Genomic DNA, 20451 nt, shown 5'->3' with positions numbered 1-20451 from the left:
TTGTCGCCTGCGGTGGTTTGTCCGATAATAGGCGGCTTTTTTATTTCAGGCTAAATAATGACCGATTACTTACTGCTCTTTGTCGGCACTGTGCTGGTTAACAACTTCGTCCTGGTGAAGTTCCTTGGCCTGTGTCCATTTATGGGGGTTTCCAAAAAGCTGGAAACTGCGATGGGCATGGGGCTGGCCACCACCTTCGTGATGACGATGGCGTCTATCTGCGCGTGGTTGATTGATAACTGGATCCTCATCCCGCTGGATTTAATCTATCTGCGTACGCTGTCCTTTATTCTGGTCATCGCGGTGGTAGTGCAATTCACAGAAATGGTGGTGCGTAAAACCAGCCCGGCTCTCTATCGCCTGCTGGGTATCTTCCTGCCGCTGATTACCACCAACTGTGCAGTACTTGGCGTGGCGCTGCTGAACATCAACCTTGGGCATAATTTCATGCAATCGGCGCTGTACGGTTTTTCTGCCGCCGTCGGTTTCTCTCTGGTGATGGTGCTGTTCGCCTCGATTCGCGAGCGTCTGGCAGCAGCGGATATCCCTGCGCCATTCCGCGGTAACGCGATCGCCCTGGTGACAGCAGGTTTAATGTCTCTGGCCTTTATGGGCTTTAGTGGTCTGGTGAAGTTGTAATGAGTACTGTCTGGATAGCCATCGCCTCTATCAGCGTGCTGGGGTTGGTGTTTGGCCTTATTCTGGGTTACGCCTCCCGCCGTTTCGCGGTAGAGGACGATCCTGTTGTAGAAAAAATCGATGAGCTTCTGCCGCAAAGCCAGTGCGGGCAGTGTGGCTATCCTGGCTGCCGCCCCTATGCCGAAGCGGTAGGCGTGCAGGGTGAAAAAATTAACCGCTGCGCACCCGGCGGTGAAGCGGTAATGCTGAAAATAGCCGCCCTGCTTAACGTTGACCCGCTACCTGTTGACGGCGATGAAGATGTGCAGGAGCCGGTTCGCGCCCTCGCCGTGATTGACGAAGCGAACTGTATCGGCTGCACAAAATGCATCCAGGCATGCCCTGTCGACGCCATCGTTGGCGCAACGCGCGCCATGCACACCGTCGTGGCGGATCTGTGCACCGGCTGTAACCTCTGCGTGGCACCCTGCCCGACGCAATGTATCGCGTTGCGCCCGGTTGAACCGACTACCGAAAGCTGGAAGTGGGATCTTCAAACCATTCCGGTTCGCATCATTCCTGTGGAACAACATGCTTAAGTTATTTTCTGCTTTCAGAAAAGAGAAGATTTGGGACTTTGACGGTGGTATCCATCCACCTGAAATGAAAACCCAGTCCAACGGCACGCCGCTGCGCCAAATTCCGCTGGCGTCCCGTTACGTCATGCCGCTGAAACAGCATATCGGTGCTGAGGGTGAACTGTGCGTGAAAGAAGGCGATACCGTCCTTCGCGGCCAGCCGTTAACGTTCGGTCGCGGACGTATGCTGCCGGTCCACGCTCCGACGTCCGGTACAGTGGTGGCGATCGCCCCCCATACCGTAGCACACCCCTCTGCGCTCTCCGAGCTGAGCGTCATTATTGAAGCCGACGGAGAAGACCGCTGGATAGACCGTGACGGCTGGAGCGACTACCGCAACCGGAGCCGCGAAGCGCTTATCGAGCGTATTCATCAATTCGGCGTTGCCGGCCTGGGCGGCGCGGGGTTCCCTACTGGCGTCAAACTGCACGGCGGCGGCGATAAAATTCAGACTCTGATCATCAATGCAGCAGAATGTGAACCCTACATCACCGCCGACGATCGTCTGATGCAGGACTGCGCCGCGCAGGTCGTGGAAGGGATCCGCATTCTTGCCCATATTCTGCAGCCACGCGAAGTGCTGATTGGCATTGAAGATAACAAGCCACAGGCTATTTCGATGCTGCGCGCCGTCCTCAACGGCAGCCACGATATCGGCCTGCGCGTTATCCCAACCAAGTACCCCTCTGGCGGCGCCAAACAGCTGACGCAAATTCTGACCGGCAAGCAGGTTCCGCATGGCGGACGCTCTTCGGACATCGGGGTGCTGATGCAAAACGTCGGGACAGCCTACGCCGTGAAACGTGCGGTGGTGGACGGTGAACCGCTGACCGAGCGCGTGGTTACGCTGACCGGTGAATCTGTCGCACGTCCGGGCAACGTCTGGGCGCGTCTGGGTACGCCGGTTCGTCATCTGCTGGAACAGGCTGATTTTTGCCCGGGCAGCGACCAGATGGTGATCATGGGTGGCCCGCTGATGGGCTTTACCCTGCCGTGGCTCGATGTCCCGGTAGTAAAAATCACAAACTGCCTGCTTGCCCCCTCCCCGACCGAAATGGGTGAAGAGCAGGAGGAGAAAGGCTGTATCCGCTGCAGCGCCTGTGCCGATGCCTGTCCGGCGGATTTACTTCCGCAACAGTTGTACTGGTACAGCAAAGGTCAGCTGCACGATAAAGCGCAGGCCCATAACCTGGCCGACTGCATCGAATGCGGTGCCTGCGCCTGGGTCTGCCCAAGTAACATTCCTCTGGTGCAGTACTTCCGCCAGGAGAAGGCCGAGATTTATGCCATCTCCATGGAAGAGAAACGCGCAGCCGAAGCGAAAGCGCGTTTTGAAGCGCGTCAGGCGCGTCTGGAACGTGAAAAACTGGCCCGTCAGGCGCGTCACAAACAGGCAGCAGTTCAGCCCGGCGAAAAAGACCAGGATGCGATTAATGCCGCACTGGCACGCGTGCGGGAGAAAAAAGCGACGGCAGCCCAGACCGTGGTGATCCCGGCCGGTGAAAAACCGGATAACAGCGAAGCGATTGCCGCCCGCGAAGCGCGTAAAGCGGCTGCGCGCGCCCGTCAGGCAGAAAAAGCACAGTCAGCCTCCTCTGACGCTGAGATCGATCCGCGTAAAGCCGCCGTTGAAGCCGCCATTGCCCGCGCCAAAGCCCGTAAGGCCGGCGAGCAAAACGTGGTAGTTGAACAAGAAGCGGAGGCCGTAGATCCCCGTAAAGCGGCTGTTGAAGCGGCGATCGCGCGCGCTAAAGCGCGCAAAGCAGCGGCGCAGACTGAAACCGCTACGCCTGAAGCCCCCGTCGACCCGCGTAAAGCGGCTGTCGAAGCCGCCATTGCCCGTGCCAAAGCGCGTAAAGCGGCGGCGCAGCCTGAAGCCGCTGAACCTGAAGCACCTGTCGACCCGCGTAAGGCGGCTGTTGAAGCCGCCATTGCCCGCGCCAAGGCCCGCAAAGCAGCACAGCAGGAAGAACAGCAGCCGGCCGCAAACGACGACCCACGTAAAGCCGCAGTCGCCGCCGCCATTGCGCGCGTTCAGGCGAAGAAAGCCGCACAGCAAGCAGTTAACGAGGATTAAATGGTTTTCAGAATCGCAAGTTCCCCTTACACCCATAATCAGCGCCAGACATCACGCATCATGATGCTGGTGTGCCTGGCGGCGCTGCCGGGCATTGCCGTACAGTGCTGGTTTTTCGGCTGGGGAACGCTGTTCCAGATAGTGCTGGGCGGTGCCAGCGCCTTAGGGGCAGAAGCCCTGGTGCTTAAACTGCGTAAGCTGGCGGTTTCCCGCATACTTGCCGATAACTCAGCACTGCTGACTGGCCTGTTGCTGGCAATCAGTATTCCACCGTTTGCCCCGTGGTGGATGGTGGTGCTCGGTACGGTGTTTGCAGTCATTATTGCCAAACAGCTTTATGGTGGGCTGGGCCATAACCCGTTCAACCCGGCGATGATTGGCTACGTCGTACTGCTGATCTCCTTCCCGGTTCAGATGACCAGCTGGTTGCCGCCGCATGACATTGCCGCGACGGTACCCGGCTTTATGGATGCCCTGCACGTTATCTTTACCGGCCATACCGCGCTCGGTGCGGATATGAACGCGCTGCGTATGGGCGTGGATGGCATCAGCCAGGCCACACCACTCGATACGTTTAAAACCTCCCTGCATGCCGGACACTCCGTCGATCAGATTATGAAATCTGCCATCTTCAGCGGCATGCTGGCGGGCGCGGGCTGGCAGTGGGTGAACCTTGCTTATTTGCTGGGCGGGCTCTTCCTGCTGCAGCAGAAAGCGATCCGCTGGCATATTCCGGTCAGCTTCCTCGTGACGCTGGCGGTCTGCGCCACACTGGGATGGGTGTTCTCGCCAGAATCGCTCGCCAGCCCACAGATGCATCTGCTCTCGGGGGCAACCATGCTGGGTGCGTTCTTTATCCTGACCGATCCGGTAACGGCATCTACCACGAACCGTGGCCGCCTGATCTTCGGTGCACTGGCCGGCTTGCTGGTGTGGCTCATCCGCAGCTTTGGCGGTTACCCGGACGGTGTGGCATTCGCGGTTCTGCTTGCGAACATCACCGTTCCGCTCATCGACTACTACACGCGTCCGCGCGTGTACGGCCACCGTTAAGGGTTTCGCGATGCTGAAAACAATGCAAAAACATGGCGTCACGCTGGCCATTTTCGCCGCGGTCCTCACCGGACTGACGGCCCTGGTGAACAACCTGACCAAATCGACCATCGACGAACAGGCGGTGAAGCAGCAAAAAGCCCTGTTCGATCAGGTGATCCCCCCTGATTTCTACGATAATGACCTGCAGAAAAGTTGCTTCGTGGTCCAGGCACCTCAGTTAGGCAAAGGCCCGCACCGCGTCTTTATTGCCCGTAAGGGGGATAACGCGGTAGGCGCGGTAATGGAAGCGACGGCGCCCGATGGCTACTCCGGGGCGATTCAACTGCTGGTCGGCAGCGATTTCTCCGGTACCGTGTTGGGTACGCGCGTGACGGAACATCATGAGACGCCAGGCCTGGGGGATAAAATTGAAACCCGTCTGAGCGACTGGATTTTGCATTTTGCCGGAAAAGTGATCCACGGCGAAGCGGATCCTGCATTTGCTGTGAAAAAGGATGGCGGCGAGTTTGACCAGTTCACGGGGGCAACCATTACCCCACGGGCCGTGGTCAATGCCGTAAAACGAGCCGGGCTGTATGCGGAAACGCTGCCCGCGCAGATGAACAATCTTCCGGCCTGTGAGGAGTAATCATGAGCCAGGTTAAAGAGGTTATCGTCCAGGGATTGTGGAAGAACAACTCCGCGCTGGTACAGCTGCTGGGGATGTGTCCGCTGCTGGCAGTGACATCCACCGCCACCAACGCGCTGGGTCTGGGGCTGGCAACCACGCTGGTTCTCACCCTGACCAACCTGTCCATCTCTGCCCTGCGCCGCTGGACGCCATCGGAAATCCGTATTCCGATTTACGTCATGATCATCGCGTCGGTGGTGAGTATCGTCCAGATGCTGATTAACGCTTATGCGTTCGGTCTGTATCAGTCGCTCGGGATCTTTATTCCCCTCATCGTAACCAACTGTATTGTGGTCGGGCGCGCGGAAGCTTTTGCCGTGAAAAACAGCCCGGCGATGTCGGCTCTGGATGGTTTCTCTATTGGTATGGGGGCAACCGGTGCCATGTTCGTGCTCGGCTCAATGCGTGAGATCCTGGGTAACGGAACGCTGTTTGATGGCGCAGATGCGCTGCTCGGCGGCTGGGCTAAAGCGCTGCGCATCGAAGTCTTCCACACCGATACGCCGTTCCTGCTGGCCATGCTGCCGCCAGGCGCGTTTATTGGCCTCGGCATGATGCTGGCGATAAAATACCTGATTGATGAAAAACGTAAGCGTCGCGCGGCTGAGCGCAGCGTACAGGAAGGGATACCCGAGAAGGCCTCATGAATAAAGAAAAGCGCATTGCGATCCTGACCCGTCTGCGGGATGAGAACCCACACCCGACGACGGAGCTGAATTTTAACTCCCCGTTCGAGCTGTTGATCGCCGTGCTGCTCTCTGCGCAGGCTACCGACGTGAGCGTTAATAAGGCGACCGCCCTGCTTTATCCGGTCGCCAACACGCCAAAGGCGATGCTGGAGCTGGGCGTGGACGGGGTGAAGTCCTATATCAAAACCATCGGTCTGTTTAACAGCAAGGCTGAGAACGTGATCAAAACCTGCCGGATCCTGCTGGAACAGCACGGGGGTGAAGTGCCGGAAGATCGCGCCGCGCTGGAAGCATTACCCGGCGTGGGACGTAAGACTGCGAATGTGGTACTTAACACCGCGTTTGGCTGGCCGACTATCGCCGTTGATACCCATATTTTCCGCGTCTCTAACCGCACGAACTTCGCACCGGGTAAGAATGTCGAGCAGGTTGAAGAGAAACTGCTAAAAGTGGTTCCCGCCGAATTTAAGGTGGATTGCCATCACTGGCTCATTCTCCATGGCCGTTATACCTGTATTGCCCGTAAGCCTCGCTGTGGCTCCTGTATTATCGAAGATCTCTGCGAGTACAAAGAGAAAGTGTATCCCTGATATCTTCCGCTTTTCGTTTTCTGACGCAACGGCAATTCCTTACCAAAAGAGGGTCTACCAGAGGACCTTCTTTTGACCATAATTTATCCGCCTTCCTTACCGCTTCCCTTATCACTTGTTCGAGCCTTTAACGCTCAAACAGGTTAATACTTTTTTCATAGCCGAAAATTTCTATACATATGTGATCAAGATCACCCTGATAACTTCGTGTTGAATTTTTGTTGTTAAAAGCGGCGTAAACCCTTTGCCAGACAAGATCAAACTCATCACGAGCAACACATAAGACCAGCTATTTTTCAGAATATGGGCTATATCACTGCAATAAACCTCAAATAGCAGAACATATCGCCATTGAGGGCAAATTATGGGTGAATGCCAGTCAAAAAAACTCCCTTTACAGATCGTATGAAATTTAACGCTGAATAACATTTGTATGAACCGCCGATTATAGCGGCCCAGTTATATGTAACAGATTATTACAAACGTATTGCCAGACGGTGCAGGATAGTGAACATTACCCGCCGTTTCTCCTCCCAATATAACTATAAGGCGGATGGACTACGGCCATCACGCGATGAACACCCCCGTTAATATGGGATGTAAAAAAAGAGGTATATGTGTCGACTGCAAACAATAAACCAACAGATGAAAGCGTAAGTCTTAACGCTTTTAAACAACCTAAAGCGTTCTATCTCATCTTCTCTATCGAGTTATGGGAGCGTTTTGGTTATTACGGCCTGCAAGGGATCATGGCGGTTTACCTGGTAAAACAGCTGGGTATGTCCGAAGCAGATTCCATTACGCTGTTCTCCTCTTTCAGTGCCCTGGTGTACGGTCTGGTCGCTATCGGCGGCTGGCTGGGTGATAAAGTCCTCGGGACTAAACGTGTCATTATGCTGGGTGCGATTGTCCTGGCCGTTGGCTATGCGCTGGTTGCATGGTCTGGTCACGATGCCGCTGTGGTGTATATGGGTATGGCGACTATCGCCGTCGGTAACGGTCTGTTCAAAGCGAACCCGTCTTCCCTGCTCTCTACCTGTTACAACAAAGATGACCCGCGTCTTGACGGTGCATTCACCATGTACTACATGTCCGTGAACATCGGTTCCTTCTTCTCCATGCTGGCAACCCCGTGGCTGGCCGCTAAATTCGGCTGGAGCGTTGCGTTCTCCCTGTCCGTTGTCGGTATGCTGATCACCGTGGTTAACTTTGCCTTCTGCAAACGCTGGGTTAAAGACTACGGCTCCAAACCAGACTTCGAACCGGTTCACATTGGCAAACTGCTGGCGACCATTGTCGGCGTGGTGATCCTCGCGGCAATCGCAACCTGGCTGCTGCATAACCAGGGCATCGCGCGTGCCGTTCTGGGTGTGGTTGCGCTGGGTATCGTGATCATCTTCGCGAAAGAAGCCTTCGCCATGCAGGGTGCCGCTCGTCGTAAGATGATTGTGGCCTTCATCCTGATGCTGGAAGCGATTATCTTCTTCGTTCTGTACAGCCAGATGCCAACGTCTCTGAACTTCTTCGCTATCCGTAACGTTGAACACTCAATCCTGGGTATCGCGTTCGAGCCGGAGCAGTATCAGGCCCTGAACCCGTTCTGGATCATGATTGGTAGCCCGATTCTGGCTGCTATCTATAACAAGATGGGCGACCGTCTGCCGATGCCGCACAAATTTGCTATCGGTATGCTGCTGTGTTCTGGCGCATTCCTGGTACTGCCGCTGGGTACGAAATTTGCGACTGACGCCGGTATCGTCTCCGTTAACTGGCTGATCCTGAGCTACGCGCTGCAGTCTATCGGTGAACTGATGATCTCCGGTCTGGGCCTGGCGATGGTTGCACAACTGGTTCCTCAGCGTCTGATGGGCTTCATCATGGGTAGCTGGTTCCTGACCACTGCGGGTGCCGCCATCATCGCAGGTAAAATTGCAAACCTGATGGCCGTGCCGGATAACGTGACTGACCCACTGGTCTCTCTGAACGTCTACGGTACCGTGTTCATGCAGATTGGTATTGCTACTGCGGTTATCGCGGTTCTGATGATGCTGACTGCGCCGAAGCTGAATCGCATGACTCAGGACGACGACAAGACGGCGAAAGCGACCGAAACCGCTACCGCATAATGTCACTGAGAAACGACTGAACAGAAGCCGCTAATGTATTAGCGGTTTTTTTTTACCCGTTCGCGCACTAACATAGCTGAAACCTCAGCAAAAAGGAGTTACCGATGAAACTGTTCTACAAACCGGGCGCGTGCTCTCTTGCTTCCCACATTACCCTGCGCGAGAGCGGCAAAGATTTCACGCTGGATGGCGTTGACCTGATGAAAAAACGCCTGGAAAACGGCGATGATTTTTTTGCTATTAACCCGAAGGGACAAGTTCCGGCTCTGCTGCTGGATGACGGTACCCTGCTGACCGAAGGCGTGGCGATTATGCAGTTCCTCGCCGATAGCGTGCCCGACAGGCAATTGCTGGCACCGGTAAGCACGGTTTCTCGCTACAAAACGCTGGAGTGGATGAACTACATTGCGACCGAGCTGCACAAAGGCTTTACGCCGCTGTTCCGTCCGGAGACGCCAGAGGAGTACAAACCGACCGTACGTGCTCAGCTGGAGAAAAAACTGCAGTACGTTAACGCATCGCTGAAAGACGATCAGTGGATTGGAGGCGCGCGTTTTACGATTGCCGATGCCTATCTGTTCACCGTGCTGCGCTGGGCGCGGGCCATTAAGCTCAACATGGACGGGCTGGACCACATTGCATCGTACATGGATCGCGTAGCCGCGCGTCCTGCGGTGGCTGCAGCGCTTAAAGCAGAAGGGTTGAACTGACCGGCGCACTGTATTGCCGGGTGGCGCTGTCGCTACCCGGCCGACAGGAACGTGAACCGTTATAACCGGGTCGCGCTGAAGTAATGCTCCGGTTTCGCGATACGATCCTGTGCCGCGACCACCTGCAGTTCATACTCCTGCATCTCTTTTGTCGCCTTCATGATTTCGTACACCGCAGCAGTCACATGCTCAAGCGCATCCCGCAGTGTGGCCCCCTGAAGTAATTTCACCAGCAGCAAACCGCTTGTCACATCACCGACACCCACCGGCTGACGCATGCCGAAGTCCACCAGCGGGCGGCTGATATGCCAGGCTTCGTCTTTCGTCACCAGCAGCATCTCAAAACGGTCCCTGCTCAGCCCTGCGCGCGCGAGATGTTTCACCAGGACAATCTCCGGCCCCTGGGCTATTAACTCGCGAGAAGCGCTTACCGCCTCTTCTACACTATTCACCGGATGCTCGCAGAGAATTTCCAGCTCAATGAGGTTCGGCGCAATAATATCGCTGGCCGGCAGCGCGTGACGCACATGGAATTCAGCCACGCCGGGGGCCACGATACAGCCTTTCTCCGGATGCCCCATAACAGGATCACAAAAGTATTTCGCCGCCGGGTTTGCCGCTTTCACCTGGCGGACAATGCCCAGGATATGCTCTCCCTGCTCTGCCGAACCGAGATATCCGCTCAGTATCGCATCACAGCGTTTTAGCTGATCGATATTGGCAATGCCCTGCACAATGTCGGTGAGGTGCGAAGGCGGCATCACGCAGCCGGTCCATTGACCGTATTGTGTATGGTTTGAGAACTGCACGGTATTGAGGGGCCAGACGTTGGCACCGAGGCGGCGCATCGGAAATTCCGCGGCGCTGTTGCCAGCATGCCCAAAGACAACGTGGGACTGAATGGCGAGGATGTTCTTCATTTTTACTTACCAAACCCTGAAAAAACAAAAGGGGCGTGGTTTCCCACGCCCCTGGATACTTTTAATTATTTCCAGCAGACCAGACAGTAGTTTTTCTTACCGCGACGCAGAAGCGTGTAGCGGCCATACAGACGATCGCTGTCAGCGAAGGTGTATTCCGGGTCGGCCTGTTTTTCACCGTTAATGGTGATAGCGTTCGAGGCGATGGTTTTACGCGCCTGACCGCGGGATGGCTGCAGCTCGGAGTCCACCAGCGCCTGCATCAGGTCGGCACCTTTTTCCATCTCAACCATCGGCACGCCATCCTGCGCCAGCTGTTCGAAGTCCGCTTCGCTCAGATCGCTCAGCGTCCCGTTGAACAGGCTTGCAGTAATGCGTTTTGCCGCGGCCAGACCTTCTTCACCGTGAACCAGTTTGGTCACTTCATCAGCCAGTACGTACTGAGCACGTGGTGCTTTACCGCTGGTTTTGTCTTCTTCTTCCAGAGCATTGATCGTCTCAATGTCCATAAAGGTGAAAAACTTCAGGAAGCGATAAACATCGGCATCCGCCGTGTTAATCCAGAACTGGTAGAATTTGTACGGGCTGGTTTTCTTCGGATCAAGCCATACCGCGCCGCCTTCGGTTTTACCAAATTTGGTGCCGTCGGCTTTGGTGATCAGTGGAACGGTCAGACCGAAGACCTGGTTCTGGTGCAGACGACGCGTCAGATCGATACCCGACGTGATGTTGCCCCACTGGTCAGAGCCGCCAATCTGCAGGCAGACGCCGTGCAGTTTATTCAGGCAGGCAAAGTCATAACCCTGCAGCAGGTTGTAGGAGAACTCGGTAAAGGAGATACCCTGGTCGTCACGGTTCAGACGCTGCTTCACCGCTTCTTTGTTAATCATCTGGTTAACAGAGAAGTGTTTGCCAATGTCGCGCAGGAAGGTCAGCACGTTCATGCCGCCAAACCAGTCATAGTTGTTGGCCGCAATCGCAGAGTTGTCACCGCAGTTAAAGTCGAGGAAAGGCGCAACCTGTTTGCGGATCTTATCCACCCACTCCTGCACGGTGTCTTCGGTGTTCAGTTTACGCTCGGCAGCTTTAAAGCTTGGGTCGCCAATCAGACCGGTCGCGCCGCCAACCAGTGCGACAGGCTTGTGGCCCGCCATCTGGAAGCGTTTCAGGCATAACAATGGAACAAGATGCCCCAAATGCAAGCTGTCAGCGGTAGGATCGAAGCCGCAATAGAGCGCGATCGGGCCTTGCGCCAGTCGCTCTGCTAACGCTTCCTCGTCCGTCACCTGAGCCACAAGGCCCCGCTCTTGCAATTGTTTAATCAAGTTACTGCTTGCCATCAAATTCTCCATGTATAAACGACTGCACCTTTGCCGGTACACGACTTTTCGCCTGATGCGAAAGGTACATAGAATAAAGCGCAAGCGCGGCCTGCGCTAGCGCTTAAATCAACAAATTTCGGCGATTACGGTGCCAGCCTGTCGATTTTCCAGCCGCCATTTTCACGCTGGTATAAAAAGCGGTCATGCAGACGGTGTTCGCCGCCCTGCCAGAACTCCATCTGCTCGATCGGAATGCGGAAGCCCCCCCAGAAACTGGGCAACGGAACTTCGCCCTGCTGGAATTTCTGCTTCAATTCGAGGAATTTGCTTTCAAGCACCCCACGCGCCGAAATACGGCTGGACTGTTTTGAGACCCAGGCGCCAATCTGACTGTCACGCGGACGGCTGTGGAAATACTTCACCACTTCCAGCGTGGAGAGACGCTCTGCTTTGCCGGTGACCATCACCTGACGCTCCAGCATATGCCACGGGAACAGCAGGCTGATACGAGGATTGTTTTCTAAATGGTGTGCCTTACGACTGCCCAGGTTGGTGTAAAACACCAGGCCTTTCTCGTCATAATGTTTGAGCAGGACGATACGCTGATACGGTTGACCGTTTTCATCTACCGTTGCAACAACCATTGCCGTTGGGTCGGCGAGTTTCGCTTCGCAGGCCTGTTTCAGCCAGCGTTCAAAAAGCACGAGGGGTTCGGCGGGAAGATCCTGGCGACGCAGGCCGCCTTTGGTGTATTCACGGCGCAGATGCGCAATTTGCTGCAGTTCGTCGTTATCTGACATGGCGTTAGCTGACATTGACATTGGGTGGCGCTATTGTGCGCCGCCCCTGTAAAAATCTCAACGCTTCGGATTTTCGAGCTGGCAATTGTTCAGCACAATACGGTCGCGTTTGTAGACGGTGGCGCTGTCGCCTTTCGACCAGAAGACATAAATTCCGTCCGTGTAGCGTGCGCCGGAGGCAGAAATGCCCTGCTTGAGGGTGAGCAATTTGTTGTCGTAGACAAAACTGGCTTCCTGACGCGGATTGTTCAGCTTAACGGTCAGCGGTTTTTCATCACAGCGATACTCCAGGGTATCGGTCTGCATGCGATCAAGGAACTGGTTGTAGACGCTGCATCCTGACAGCAATAAAGGCGCGGCAATAAGAAGAAGTTTTTTCATGGGCGTATTCCGAAGACTTTCCTGGTCCTGGAGGGCATGGCTGCCCTCCTGTTTCATTCCATTCTAACGACCACACGCAGCGCTGAATTTCAGTTAACTCTGATTATGACGTGGATTCGCCGGGAAAATGGCCCCGAGGACGCTGGCCTCACGTGCGCCAGTCACCGACGGCAAATTGCCCGGAAGCCCGGCAATGGTGCGCCAGGCAAGCCAGGCAAAGGCCAGCGCTTCCATATCATCGCCGCTGATGCCGGCTTCATCGGTGGTCGTCACCTCGGTACCCGGCAATAACCCGGCAAGACGTGCCATCACCAACGGGTTACGGCTGCCACCGCCGCACACCAGCAGGCGTTCGCATCCACCGCTGAGAAGAACCTGTTCCGATATCGAAACCGCCGTTAACTCGGCGAGCGTCGCCTGGACATCCTGCGGTGCAAGCGCCGGGAACTGCGCCAGCTGACGTTCGAGCCAGCCATAGTTGAAATATTCGCGCCCCGTGCTTTTGGGCGCCGGTAAAGCGAAGTACGGATCGCTTAGCATGGACTGCAACAGCGGGATGATCACTTTGCCTTCGCTGGCCCACTGCGCGTCTTTATCATAAGCCTGACCACGCTGACGCCAGATCCAGGCATCCATCAGCATGTTACCCGGGCCGGTGTCATAGCCGCGTACGGGTTGATCCGGGATAAGCAGAGACAGGTTGGCGATACCGCCAATGTTCAGCACCATTCGGCGCTCTGTCGGATGGGTCAACAATGCCTGATGAAAAGCGGGCACCAGCGGCGCGCCTTGCCCGCCAAGCGCAATATCGCGACGCCGAAAATCACCGACTACGGTCACGCCCGTCTTCGCCACAATCTGGTTGTTGTCGCCGATTTGCAGGGTATGCGGTGCATCGCCGACCGGCTCATGCCAGACCGTTTGTCCGTGACAGCCGATAGCGACGACATCCTGCGGGCGAAGCTTTTCTTTATGCATCAGGGCCAGTACCGCATCGGCAAACAGCGCCCCCAGCCGCACATCAAGCTGACCAAGCTGAGAAAGCGTCAGTTGTTGCCCCTGACAGACACTGAGAATGTCCTCTTTCAGCGCCAGGGGGATAGGCCAGGTCAGGCTCGCCTGCTGTGCCACCATGTTTTCATCAATAGCGGCCAGAACGACGTCTACGCCATCCAGACTGGTACCCGACATCACACCAATGTAGCGACCCGATTTCATGCGCTTTCCTTACGTTGCGTGGGCTAATGCTCTCCACTCAACCATAAACAGCGCCGCTTTGCTATCCGGCGATAATATTTTTTAACAATCTCAGACAGGTAACCTGCCGGGTGCCCGTTTATGTCTCGTTAAGTTAAATTCAAGTACAATTTTCTTATTGTTAGTGCAAAGATATGAACTATGGCCCCTTATGCCATATAATTTAGCCATAACGGATGCCCGCCATCGGGCGTTTTTGGTGAACAGGAGATTCAAATGATTTTACGTGTACTGGGCGTTTCGCTGATCGGTTTAACCCTTGCAGGCTGTGTGAATGACAGTTCACTTTCTGGCGACGTGTACAGCGCTTCTGAAGCCAAACAGGTTCAGAGCGTCACTTACGGTACCGTTGTTAACGCACGCCCTGTACAAATTCAGGGTGGCGATGACAGCAACGTGATGGGTGCCATCGGCGGTGCTGTGCTGGGTGGCTTCCTCGGTAATACCGTAGGCGGTGGCACGGGCCGTTCGCTGGCCACGGCAGCAGGTGCCGTTGCGGGTGGTGTTGCAGGCCAGGGCGTTCAGGGTGCAATGAACAAAAGCCAGGGCGTAGAACTGGAAATCCGTAAAGATGACGGCAGCACCATCATGGTAGTACAGAAACAGGGTAATACCCGTTTCTCTGCCGGCCAGCGCGTTGTTCTGGCGAGCAACGGAAGCCAGGTCACCGTTTCTCCACGCTAATTCAAACTGGATGTGGTCATCAGACCACATCCATTTAACAAATCCATTTAACAAATCCGTTTAGCGAAGCCCGTAAACAAATCTATTTACATATAATATAATTATCAGCAATATATTTACAAAAAACATTCCCGCCATGAATCATTAAGCGCGGTATATCTTGTTCCTGCGCAAAGTATTTACTCTCCACGCCTGTTACTCTCTTTCTTACTTTACATTATTTAATTTTATTATTCCGTCAAATCCCTATGCTTGCACTACAACGATATTTTAAGAACCCTTATATTACATTCTGTTTTGGATGCATCGTCGTCGTTGGAATATTACAAGGTCTCTTTGTAAAACTGGTCGAATTAGTCCCTTCATTCTCACCGCTGCTATTCCCGACACTTACCATATTTTTGCTGGTATTCCACCTGTTTATTGCCTGCTTCATGGTCATGAAATACTGGTGCGACAGACGGCGGTTGTACCTTATCGCCCTCGCCTCGGCCTTTGCCGGGTCGACGATGCTGATGGCCGGCACCCTGTCCAGCTTCCCGTCATGGCTGGATCTCTATCAGTTCAATGTTGTCGACTATAACGACGCCATGATCTTCTTTATGTTCCGTCATATTCTTATGGCGGTGCTGATAATAGTCTCAGCTTTGCTCTATTCTATTCGGGATTATCCCCTTTCACGCCCCGCGCATATTGCCGTGGTTATCGGTACACTGCTGTTTACGGTTTCTATGGTCGCCCTGGCCTGGTTCTGCTCCAGCCACTCGGCACTGATAACGCTGGATCTGGTGGATAATGAAACCCGGCAATTTATGGTTCTCTGGAGCCAGGTCATAAATATCTTTTTGATTCTTCTCTGGGTTGTGGCGTTAGCAACGTTAATGACGATTACCCGGGTGCGGAATCTTTTTTGGGTTGGCGGTAATTTCTTATGTGTTTGTTATGTCCTGACGCTCTCATTACTGTTAGCCGGCGGACATGCTGAGGACACGTCCTGGTATCACGCTCGCTTATTCGAAACCGTGGCGACGCTGATGATTATTTTTGTCCTGCTGTACGACGTCTTTAACCTGTATCGTGACTCGCACATAAAGTATCAGCAGTCTTATCAGAACTCGATCCGCGACCCGCTGACGCGCCTCTACAACCGCAGTTATTTTTACGACGCCTTAAATCAGGCACTCAGCATCAGCAAAGCCAACCACCCTGTGTCGGTTATCGTCAGCGATCTCGACCGTTTTAAGCGCATCAATGACTGCTACGGCCATCTGCAGGGAGACAAAGTATTGCAGTTTGTCGCCAACCTGCTGATGGATTCCGTCCGCCCGCAGGACATCGCGGCACGTATTGGCGGGGAAGAATTTGTCCTGATGCTGACCAATACTTCGTCGGAAGCAGCGTACCAGGTGGCTGAACGCATACGGCTAAAGCTGAGCAGTTTTGATAAGGTCAGCAGCGGGGGTCAGTTACCTGAATCCATCACGATTAGCATGGGGGTGTTTACCGCCACCTCTCCGACGACGACCGCTGAAGCGTGCGTGGAGAATGCTGACAAGGCGATGTATGAAGCGAAAGAGACCGGGCGTAACCGCGTCGTTGTGTCGAGTTAAAAAAGGCCTTGCTGCTGCAAGGCCTTGTGATGGTCTCAGTCGCGTGACTGCAGCTCATGGATGTTCTGCTCAAGGCGCCCAATGAGGCTGATGAGCAGTTCAAGCTCTGCGGGTGAAACCCCGGAAAGGATTTCGCCGCGCGTTTTGGTGATAACGGCTTCCATTTCAGTAATGATAGGTGCCGCTTTCTCAGTGAGCTTAATCCGCTTAGCGCGACGATCGCTGGCGCAGGTTTGCCGGGAGATGAGTCCTTTCTCTTCCAGTTGGTCAAGCGTACGTACCAGTGACGGTTGCTCAATGCCGATCGCTTTTGCCAGTTGAATTTGTGACTGGTCGGGTGGCAGCTGATGAATGTTATGCAGCGTGACCCAGTGCGTCTGTGTCAATTCCAGAGGTTTCAGGCGATGGTCAATCAGAGCACGCCAGACGCGTACCAACCTTGCCAGATCAGAACCTAATGGCGATTCCAATTTCATCTCCTTATAATTAGCTTGCTAAGTTATTATACTGATTTTAGAATAGTGTGCAGCATTTGTATTGGCAAAACAAATGCAATACTGCATTCATCGAACTTAAAAGGATGACTTACACTGAATTGTGATGTTCCATCAGATTAAGACTCGCCCTCGCGGCATTTTGTTCACTGCAAAGGATCTCTGCCCGTGACGTTTTTTCAAAGCTCCGTGGGACTCCCCCTTCAGGACCTGATTTTCGGTGCGTCAGTCTACTTTCCGCCCTTGTTTAAGGCCGTCCTGGTCGGCTTTATGATTTGGCTCATAGCCCATCGCCTGCTTCGCGACTGGATGTACTCCGGCGAGATTTGGCACCCCATGTTAATGGACCTCTCCCTGTTTGCCCTTTCCGTATGCCTGGGCCTTGCTGTCTTGATTGTGTGGTGAATATGCCCCTGAAAACGCTGAAGTACTTTTCCACGCTGATTGTTCTTGCCCTGGCCCTGGTTGCCGGGTGGTGGCTCTGGAATTTTTATATGCAGTCACCCTGGACACGTGACGGCAAAGTGCGGGCTGAGCAGGTCAGCATTACCCCACAGGTGTCGGGCAGCATTACGACGCTTGTCGTGAAAGATAACCAGTACGTTAAAAAGGGTGACGTGTTATTCCGTATCGACGACACCCCCTATCATATTGCGATCCTTAACGCCCAGGCACAGCTGGCGAAGGCCCAGTCTGATTTAGCAAAAGCCAATAACGAAGCCAATCGCCGCCGGCACTTGTCGCGCAACTATATTTCCGCAGAAGATTTAGATACTGCCAATATCAACGTTAAGGCCATGCAGGCGAGTGTGAACGTCGCGGAGGCTACGCTCAAACAGGCGCAGTGGGAGCTGACACAAACCGTTATTACCGCGCCAGTCGATGGATGGATCACCAACCTGTCAGCGCGCGTGGGGAATTATGCCACCGCCGGGCAACCCGTTTTCGCCCTTGTCGACAGCCACTCGTTCTATGTGGTGGGTTATTTTGAAGAGACCAAGCTTCGCCATATTCGCGAAGGGTCTGCCGCTACCATTACGCTTTACAGCGGCTCGCAGAGGTTACAGGGTCACGTCTCCAGCATTGGCCGCGCCATCTACGATCAGAGTGTTGAAATGGATTCAGGCCTGGTACCGGACATCAAACCGAACGTGCCGTGGGTGCGTCTGGCCCAGCGCGTACCGGTTCGTGTGGAGTTTGACCATTTACCGCAGGGCATGACGCTGGTCTCCGGCACAACCTGCACCGTCGCCATCGGGACCCGTTGATGAACCTGCAGGCCTTCTCCTGGCGAAATACGCCGTGGATGAAAGCGACACGTCCGCAGTGGCGCTATGCGCTGCGTAATGGCATTGCGATGTGTCTGGCGCTGACTGTCGCCTATTACCTCAACCTTGATCAGCCCTACTGGGCAATGACCTCTGCCGCGGTGGTGAGTTTCCCCACCGTCGGCGGGGTGATTAGCAAAAGTCTTGGACGTATTGCTGGCAGCCTGTTGGGTGCCACCGCAGCGTTAATCATTGCAGGTCATACGCTGAACGATCCGTGGCTTTTTTTGTTGAGCATGGCGATATGGCTGGGCTTTTGTACCTGGGCCTGCGCGCACTTTACGAATAACGTTGCCTATGCCTTCCAGCTGGCTGGCTATACCGCCGCCATTATCGCCTTTCCGGTGGTGAATGTGCTCGATACCACCGAGCTGTGGGACATCGCTCAGGCGCGCGTCTGCGAAGTAATTGTCGGTATTCTGAGCGGCGGTTTCATGATGATGATCCTGCCGAGCACTTCCGATGGCACCGCGCTTATTACCGCCCTGAAGACCATGCATACTCGTTTACTGGAGCACGCAAGCCTGCTCTGGCAACCGGATACCAACGACGACATCCGTCTTGCGCACGAAAAGGTGATCGGCCAGATCCTGACCATGAATCTGTTACGCATTCAGGCCTTCTGGAGCCACTATCGCTTTCGTCGTCAGAACACCCTGCTGAACTATCTGTTGCATCAGCAGTTGCGTATGACCAGTTCAATCTCCAGCCTGCGCCGGATGCTGCTCAACTGGCCTACACCCCCTGCACATACGCGCGCCGTGATTGAAACGCTGCTCGCGGCGCTTGCACGCCCGGATGCCGACATCTACACCGTCGCGAAGATTATCGCCCCGCTCGCGCCAGTAGATGAGTACGATTACCGTCACCGCGCCTTCTGGCAGCGTCTCAACTATTTTTGCCGGTTGTATCTGCGCAGCAGCCGCTGGATTAACGCCGTGGAAAATGCCACCCCGGTCACCGAGTTCGCTGTCCCCGGTAGCCCGGCGCTGGCACGACACACAGACTCGATGGAGGCACTGTGGAGTGGTTTTCGTACCTTTTGCGCGCTCACGCTGGTTGGCGCGTGGAGTATCACCACCCAGTGGGAGTCAGGCCCTGCGGCCCTGACGCTTGCTGCTATCAGCTGCGTGCTGTACTCCGTCGCCGCGTCACCGTTCAACTCCCTCACGCTGCTGCTACGCACCCTGGTGCTGCTTTCGCTGTTTAGTTTTGCCGTGAAGTTTGGGTTGATGGTGCAGATAAGCGACCTGTGGCAGTTCCTTCTGTTCCTGTTCCCGCTGTTAACCACCATGCAGTTGCTGAAGCTGCAAATGCCCAAACTCGCGGGGCTGTGGGGACAGCTGATTGTATTTATGGGCTCGTTTATCTCCGTCACTAACCCGCCGGTTTATGACTACGCCGATTTTCTCAATGATAATCTGGCGAAGATCCTTGGCGTTGGGCTGGCGTGGCTGGCATTTGCGGTGTTACGTCCGGGTTCAGATGCGCGCAAGAGTCGCCGGCATATCCGCGAGTTACGCAGAGGTTTTGTCGACCAGTTGAGTCGAAAACCGCATTTACGTGAAAGTGAGTATGAATCGCTGGTCTATCACTATGTCAGCCAGCTCAATAACAGCCAGGACTCCCTTTCGCGCCGCTGGCTGTTGCGCTGGGGCGTGGTGCTGTTGAACTGCTCTCACGTGGTCTGGCAACTTAGGGCATGGGAAACACGTTCCGACCCGCTGTCGCAGGTTCGTGATGTCTGCATCACCCTGCTACGCGATGTCATGAGCGAACGCGGTGTCCAGCAGCGTCCACTGGAAACCACGCTTGCTGAACTTCAGCGAATTTGCGATACCCTTGCGCACCACCACTCGCCTGCAGCACGAGATTTAGCCTCGATAATCTGGCGCCTGCACTGCTCGCTGTCGCAGCTGGAACAGGCACCGGCTCCGGGTACAATTGGGGATCACATCACCCCGCAGGCATAGCGAGCCCCGCCACCGCCAAGCGGTTTTGGCTGATCGGACATATTGTCGCCGCCGACGTGGATCATCAGCGCCTTGCCTTTCACTTCATCCAGCTTTTTCAGCCGCGGCGCGACAACGGGATCCGTGGCTTTGCCGTCGTTATTCACCACCAGCACCGGCAAATCGCCCAGATGTCCCATGCCGTCAGGACCTTCATGCTTACCGGTATGTTGTGGGTCGAGGTGGCCGCCTGCCGCCTCCGCAGCCGAGGCTTTACCCTCTTTTAATGCGGGCTGACAGCTACCGTTGGCATGGACATGGAAACCATGTTCGCCAGGAGGAAGGGCTTTGAGATTGGGCGCGAATTCCAGTCCCTTGTCGGTTTCAGTGATTTTCACCGTGCCGATGGACTGACCTACACCCTGAGAGGTGACGAGATTCATTTCCACTTCATCACTGGCCGCCTGCGCACCTGCACAGACCACCAGCGTGACGAGAGCCAGAGTAAAACGCTTCATATGACCTCCAC

Annotated in this window: 21 protein-coding genes; 14 read left to right on the top strand and 7 right to left on the bottom strand. The window is 54.9% G+C overall.

Going from position 1 to position 20451, the window contains the following annotated elements:
- Nucleotides 1–57 precede the first annotated feature (57 nt).
- The 9 genes from rsxA (at nt 58) to gstA (ending at nt 9174) form a co-directional block, all read left to right on the top strand.
- The gene (rsxA, locus tag BJ887_RS17730; RefSeq protein ID WP_014169803.1) at nt 58–639 is read left to right on the top strand and encodes an electron transport complex subunit RsxA; all 582 of its coding nucleotides are present in this window, start codon (nt 58–60) and stop codon (nt 637–639) included.
- A complete protein-coding gene (gene rsxB / locus BJ887_RS17725; RefSeq protein ID WP_121340207.1) occupies nt 639–1217 on the top strand; it encodes an electron transport complex subunit RsxB in 579 nt (192 codons plus the stop codon). Before rsxA ends, rsxB begins: the two co-directional genes overlap by 1 nt.
- Nucleotides 1210–3333, top strand: a complete 2124-nt coding sequence (gene rsxC / locus BJ887_RS17720) for an electron transport complex subunit RsxC (RefSeq protein WP_121340206.1) — start codon at nt 1210–1212, stop codon at nt 3331–3333. The genes rsxB and rsxC overlap by 8 nt, the downstream gene beginning before the upstream one ends.
- Nucleotides 3334–4386 carry an electron transport complex subunit RsxD gene (rsxD, locus tag BJ887_RS17715; protein ID WP_121340205.1) on the top strand — a complete coding sequence of 351 codons (1053 nt, stop codon included), beginning with the start codon at nt 3334–3336 and terminating at the stop codon, nt 4384–4386.
- Nucleotides 4387–4396: 10 nt separating this feature from the next.
- On the top strand, nt 4397–5017 hold the full coding sequence (gene rsxG / locus BJ887_RS17710) for an electron transport complex subunit RsxG (RefSeq protein ID WP_020884325.1): 621 nt from the start codon (nt 4397–4399) through the stop codon (nt 5015–5017).
- 2 nt (nt 5018–5019) lie between these two features.
- Nucleotides 5020–5706 carry an electron transport complex subunit E gene (locus BJ887_RS17705; protein ID WP_020884326.1) on the top strand — a complete coding sequence of 229 codons (687 nt, stop codon included), beginning with the start codon at nt 5020–5022 and terminating at the stop codon, nt 5704–5706.
- Nucleotides 5703–6338, top strand: a complete 636-nt coding sequence (gene nth, locus BJ887_RS17700) for an endonuclease III (protein ID WP_014169797.1) — start codon at nt 5703–5705, stop codon at nt 6336–6338. Before BJ887_RS17705 ends, nth begins: the two co-directional genes overlap by 4 nt.
- 617 nt (nt 6339–6955) lie before the next feature.
- Nucleotides 6956–8464: a dipeptide/tripeptide permease DtpA gene (gene dtpA / locus BJ887_RS17695; protein ID WP_014169796.1), complete on the top strand. Its 1509-nt coding sequence runs from the start codon at nt 6956–6958 to the stop codon at nt 8462–8464.
- 104 nt (nt 8465–8568) lie between these two features.
- Nucleotides 8569–9174, top strand: a complete 606-nt coding sequence (gene gstA, locus BJ887_RS17690; RefSeq protein ID WP_014169795.1) for a glutathione transferase GstA — start codon at nt 8569–8571, stop codon at nt 9172–9174.
- A gap of 59 nt (nt 9175–9233) precedes the next feature.
- Here gstA and pdxY read toward each other — a convergent pair whose 3' ends face one another.
- The 5 genes from pdxY to anmK all read right to left on the bottom strand — a co-directional run bounded on the left by pdxY (nt 9234) and on the right by anmK (nt 13815).
- Complete coding sequence (gene pdxY, locus BJ887_RS17685) at nt 9234–10094, bottom strand: pyridoxal kinase PdxY (protein WP_014169794.1); 861 nt, start codon at nt 10092–10094, stop codon at nt 9234–9236.
- A gap of 65 nt (nt 10095–10159) precedes the next feature.
- Nucleotides 10160–11434 carry a tyrosine--tRNA ligase gene (tyrS, locus tag BJ887_RS17680; RefSeq protein WP_032678025.1) on the bottom strand — a complete coding sequence of 425 codons (1275 nt, stop codon included), beginning with the start codon at nt 11432–11434 and terminating at the stop codon, nt 10160–10162.
- 125 nt (nt 11435–11559) lie between these two features.
- Nucleotides 11560–12216: a pyridoxamine 5'-phosphate oxidase gene (pdxH, locus tag BJ887_RS17675; RefSeq protein WP_025204349.1), complete on the bottom strand. Its 657-nt coding sequence runs from the start codon at nt 12214–12216 to the stop codon at nt 11560–11562.
- A 57-nt stretch (nt 12217–12273) separates the two neighbouring features.
- Complete coding sequence (gene mliC / locus BJ887_RS17670) at nt 12274–12597, bottom strand: C-type lysozyme inhibitor (protein ID WP_020884329.1); 324 nt, start codon at nt 12595–12597, stop codon at nt 12274–12276.
- Between the two features lie 93 nt (nt 12598–12690).
- Nucleotides 12691–13815, bottom strand: coding sequence for an anhydro-N-acetylmuramic acid kinase (anmK, locus tag BJ887_RS17665; RefSeq protein WP_020884330.1), 1125 nt, complete (start codon nt 13813–13815; stop codon nt 12691–12693).
- 255 nt (nt 13816–14070) lie between these two features.
- On the opposite strand from anmK, the gene slyB reads away from it, so the two are divergent.
- Nucleotides 14071–14538 (top strand): outer membrane lipoprotein SlyB, encoded by a 468-nt coding sequence (gene slyB, locus BJ887_RS17660; protein ID WP_014169789.1) that lies wholly within the window; start codon nt 14071–14073, stop codon nt 14536–14538.
- Nucleotides 14539–14786: 248 nt separating this feature from the next.
- Entirely contained in the window at nt 14787–16148 is a 1362-nt protein-coding gene (locus BJ887_RS17655; RefSeq protein ID WP_121340204.1) for a GGDEF domain-containing protein, read from the top strand.
- A gap of 35 nt (nt 16149–16183) precedes the next feature.
- Here the strand turns inward: BJ887_RS17655 and slyA are convergent, their stop codons facing one another.
- Entirely contained in the window at nt 16184–16624 is a 441-nt protein-coding gene (gene slyA / locus BJ887_RS17650; protein WP_014169785.1) for a transcriptional regulator SlyA, read from the bottom strand.
- A 186-nt stretch (nt 16625–16810) separates the two neighbouring features.
- Between slyA and BJ887_RS17645 the strand changes: the two genes are divergently transcribed.
- From BJ887_RS17645 to BJ887_RS17635, 3 genes are read left to right on the top strand one after another with little or no spacing between them, the layout of a single operon-like run.
- The gene (locus tag BJ887_RS17645; RefSeq protein ID WP_020884333.1) at nt 16811–17047 is read left to right on the top strand and encodes a DUF1656 domain-containing protein; all 237 of its coding nucleotides are present in this window, start codon (nt 16811–16813) and stop codon (nt 17045–17047) included.
- Between the two features lie 2 nt (nt 17048–17049).
- Nucleotides 17050–17910, top strand: a complete 861-nt coding sequence (locus BJ887_RS17640) for an HlyD family secretion protein (RefSeq protein ID WP_020884334.1) — start codon at nt 17050–17052, stop codon at nt 17908–17910.
- Nucleotides 17910–19943, top strand: coding sequence for an FUSC family protein (locus BJ887_RS17635; protein ID WP_047366454.1), 2034 nt, complete (start codon nt 17910–17912; stop codon nt 19941–19943). The genes BJ887_RS17640 and BJ887_RS17635 overlap by 1 nt, the downstream gene beginning before the upstream one ends.
- On the opposite strand, the gene sodC is transcribed toward BJ887_RS17635, so the two are convergent.
- Complete coding sequence (gene sodC / locus BJ887_RS17630; protein WP_020884336.1) at nt 19922–20440, bottom strand: superoxide dismutase [Cu-Zn] SodC; 519 nt, start codon at nt 20438–20440, stop codon at nt 19922–19924. The genes BJ887_RS17635 and sodC overlap by 22 nt on opposite strands.
- Nucleotides 20441–20451 lie beyond the last annotated feature (11 nt).

This window comes from Enterobacter sp. WPR_3_1 (assembly GCF_003635055.1).
Lineage (GTDB): Bacteria > Pseudomonadota > Gammaproteobacteria > Enterobacterales > Enterobacteriaceae > Enterobacter > Enterobacter ludwigii.
Note: the sequence above shows the minus strand (reverse complement) of the source record. Positions and strands in the feature narration are given on the sequence as shown.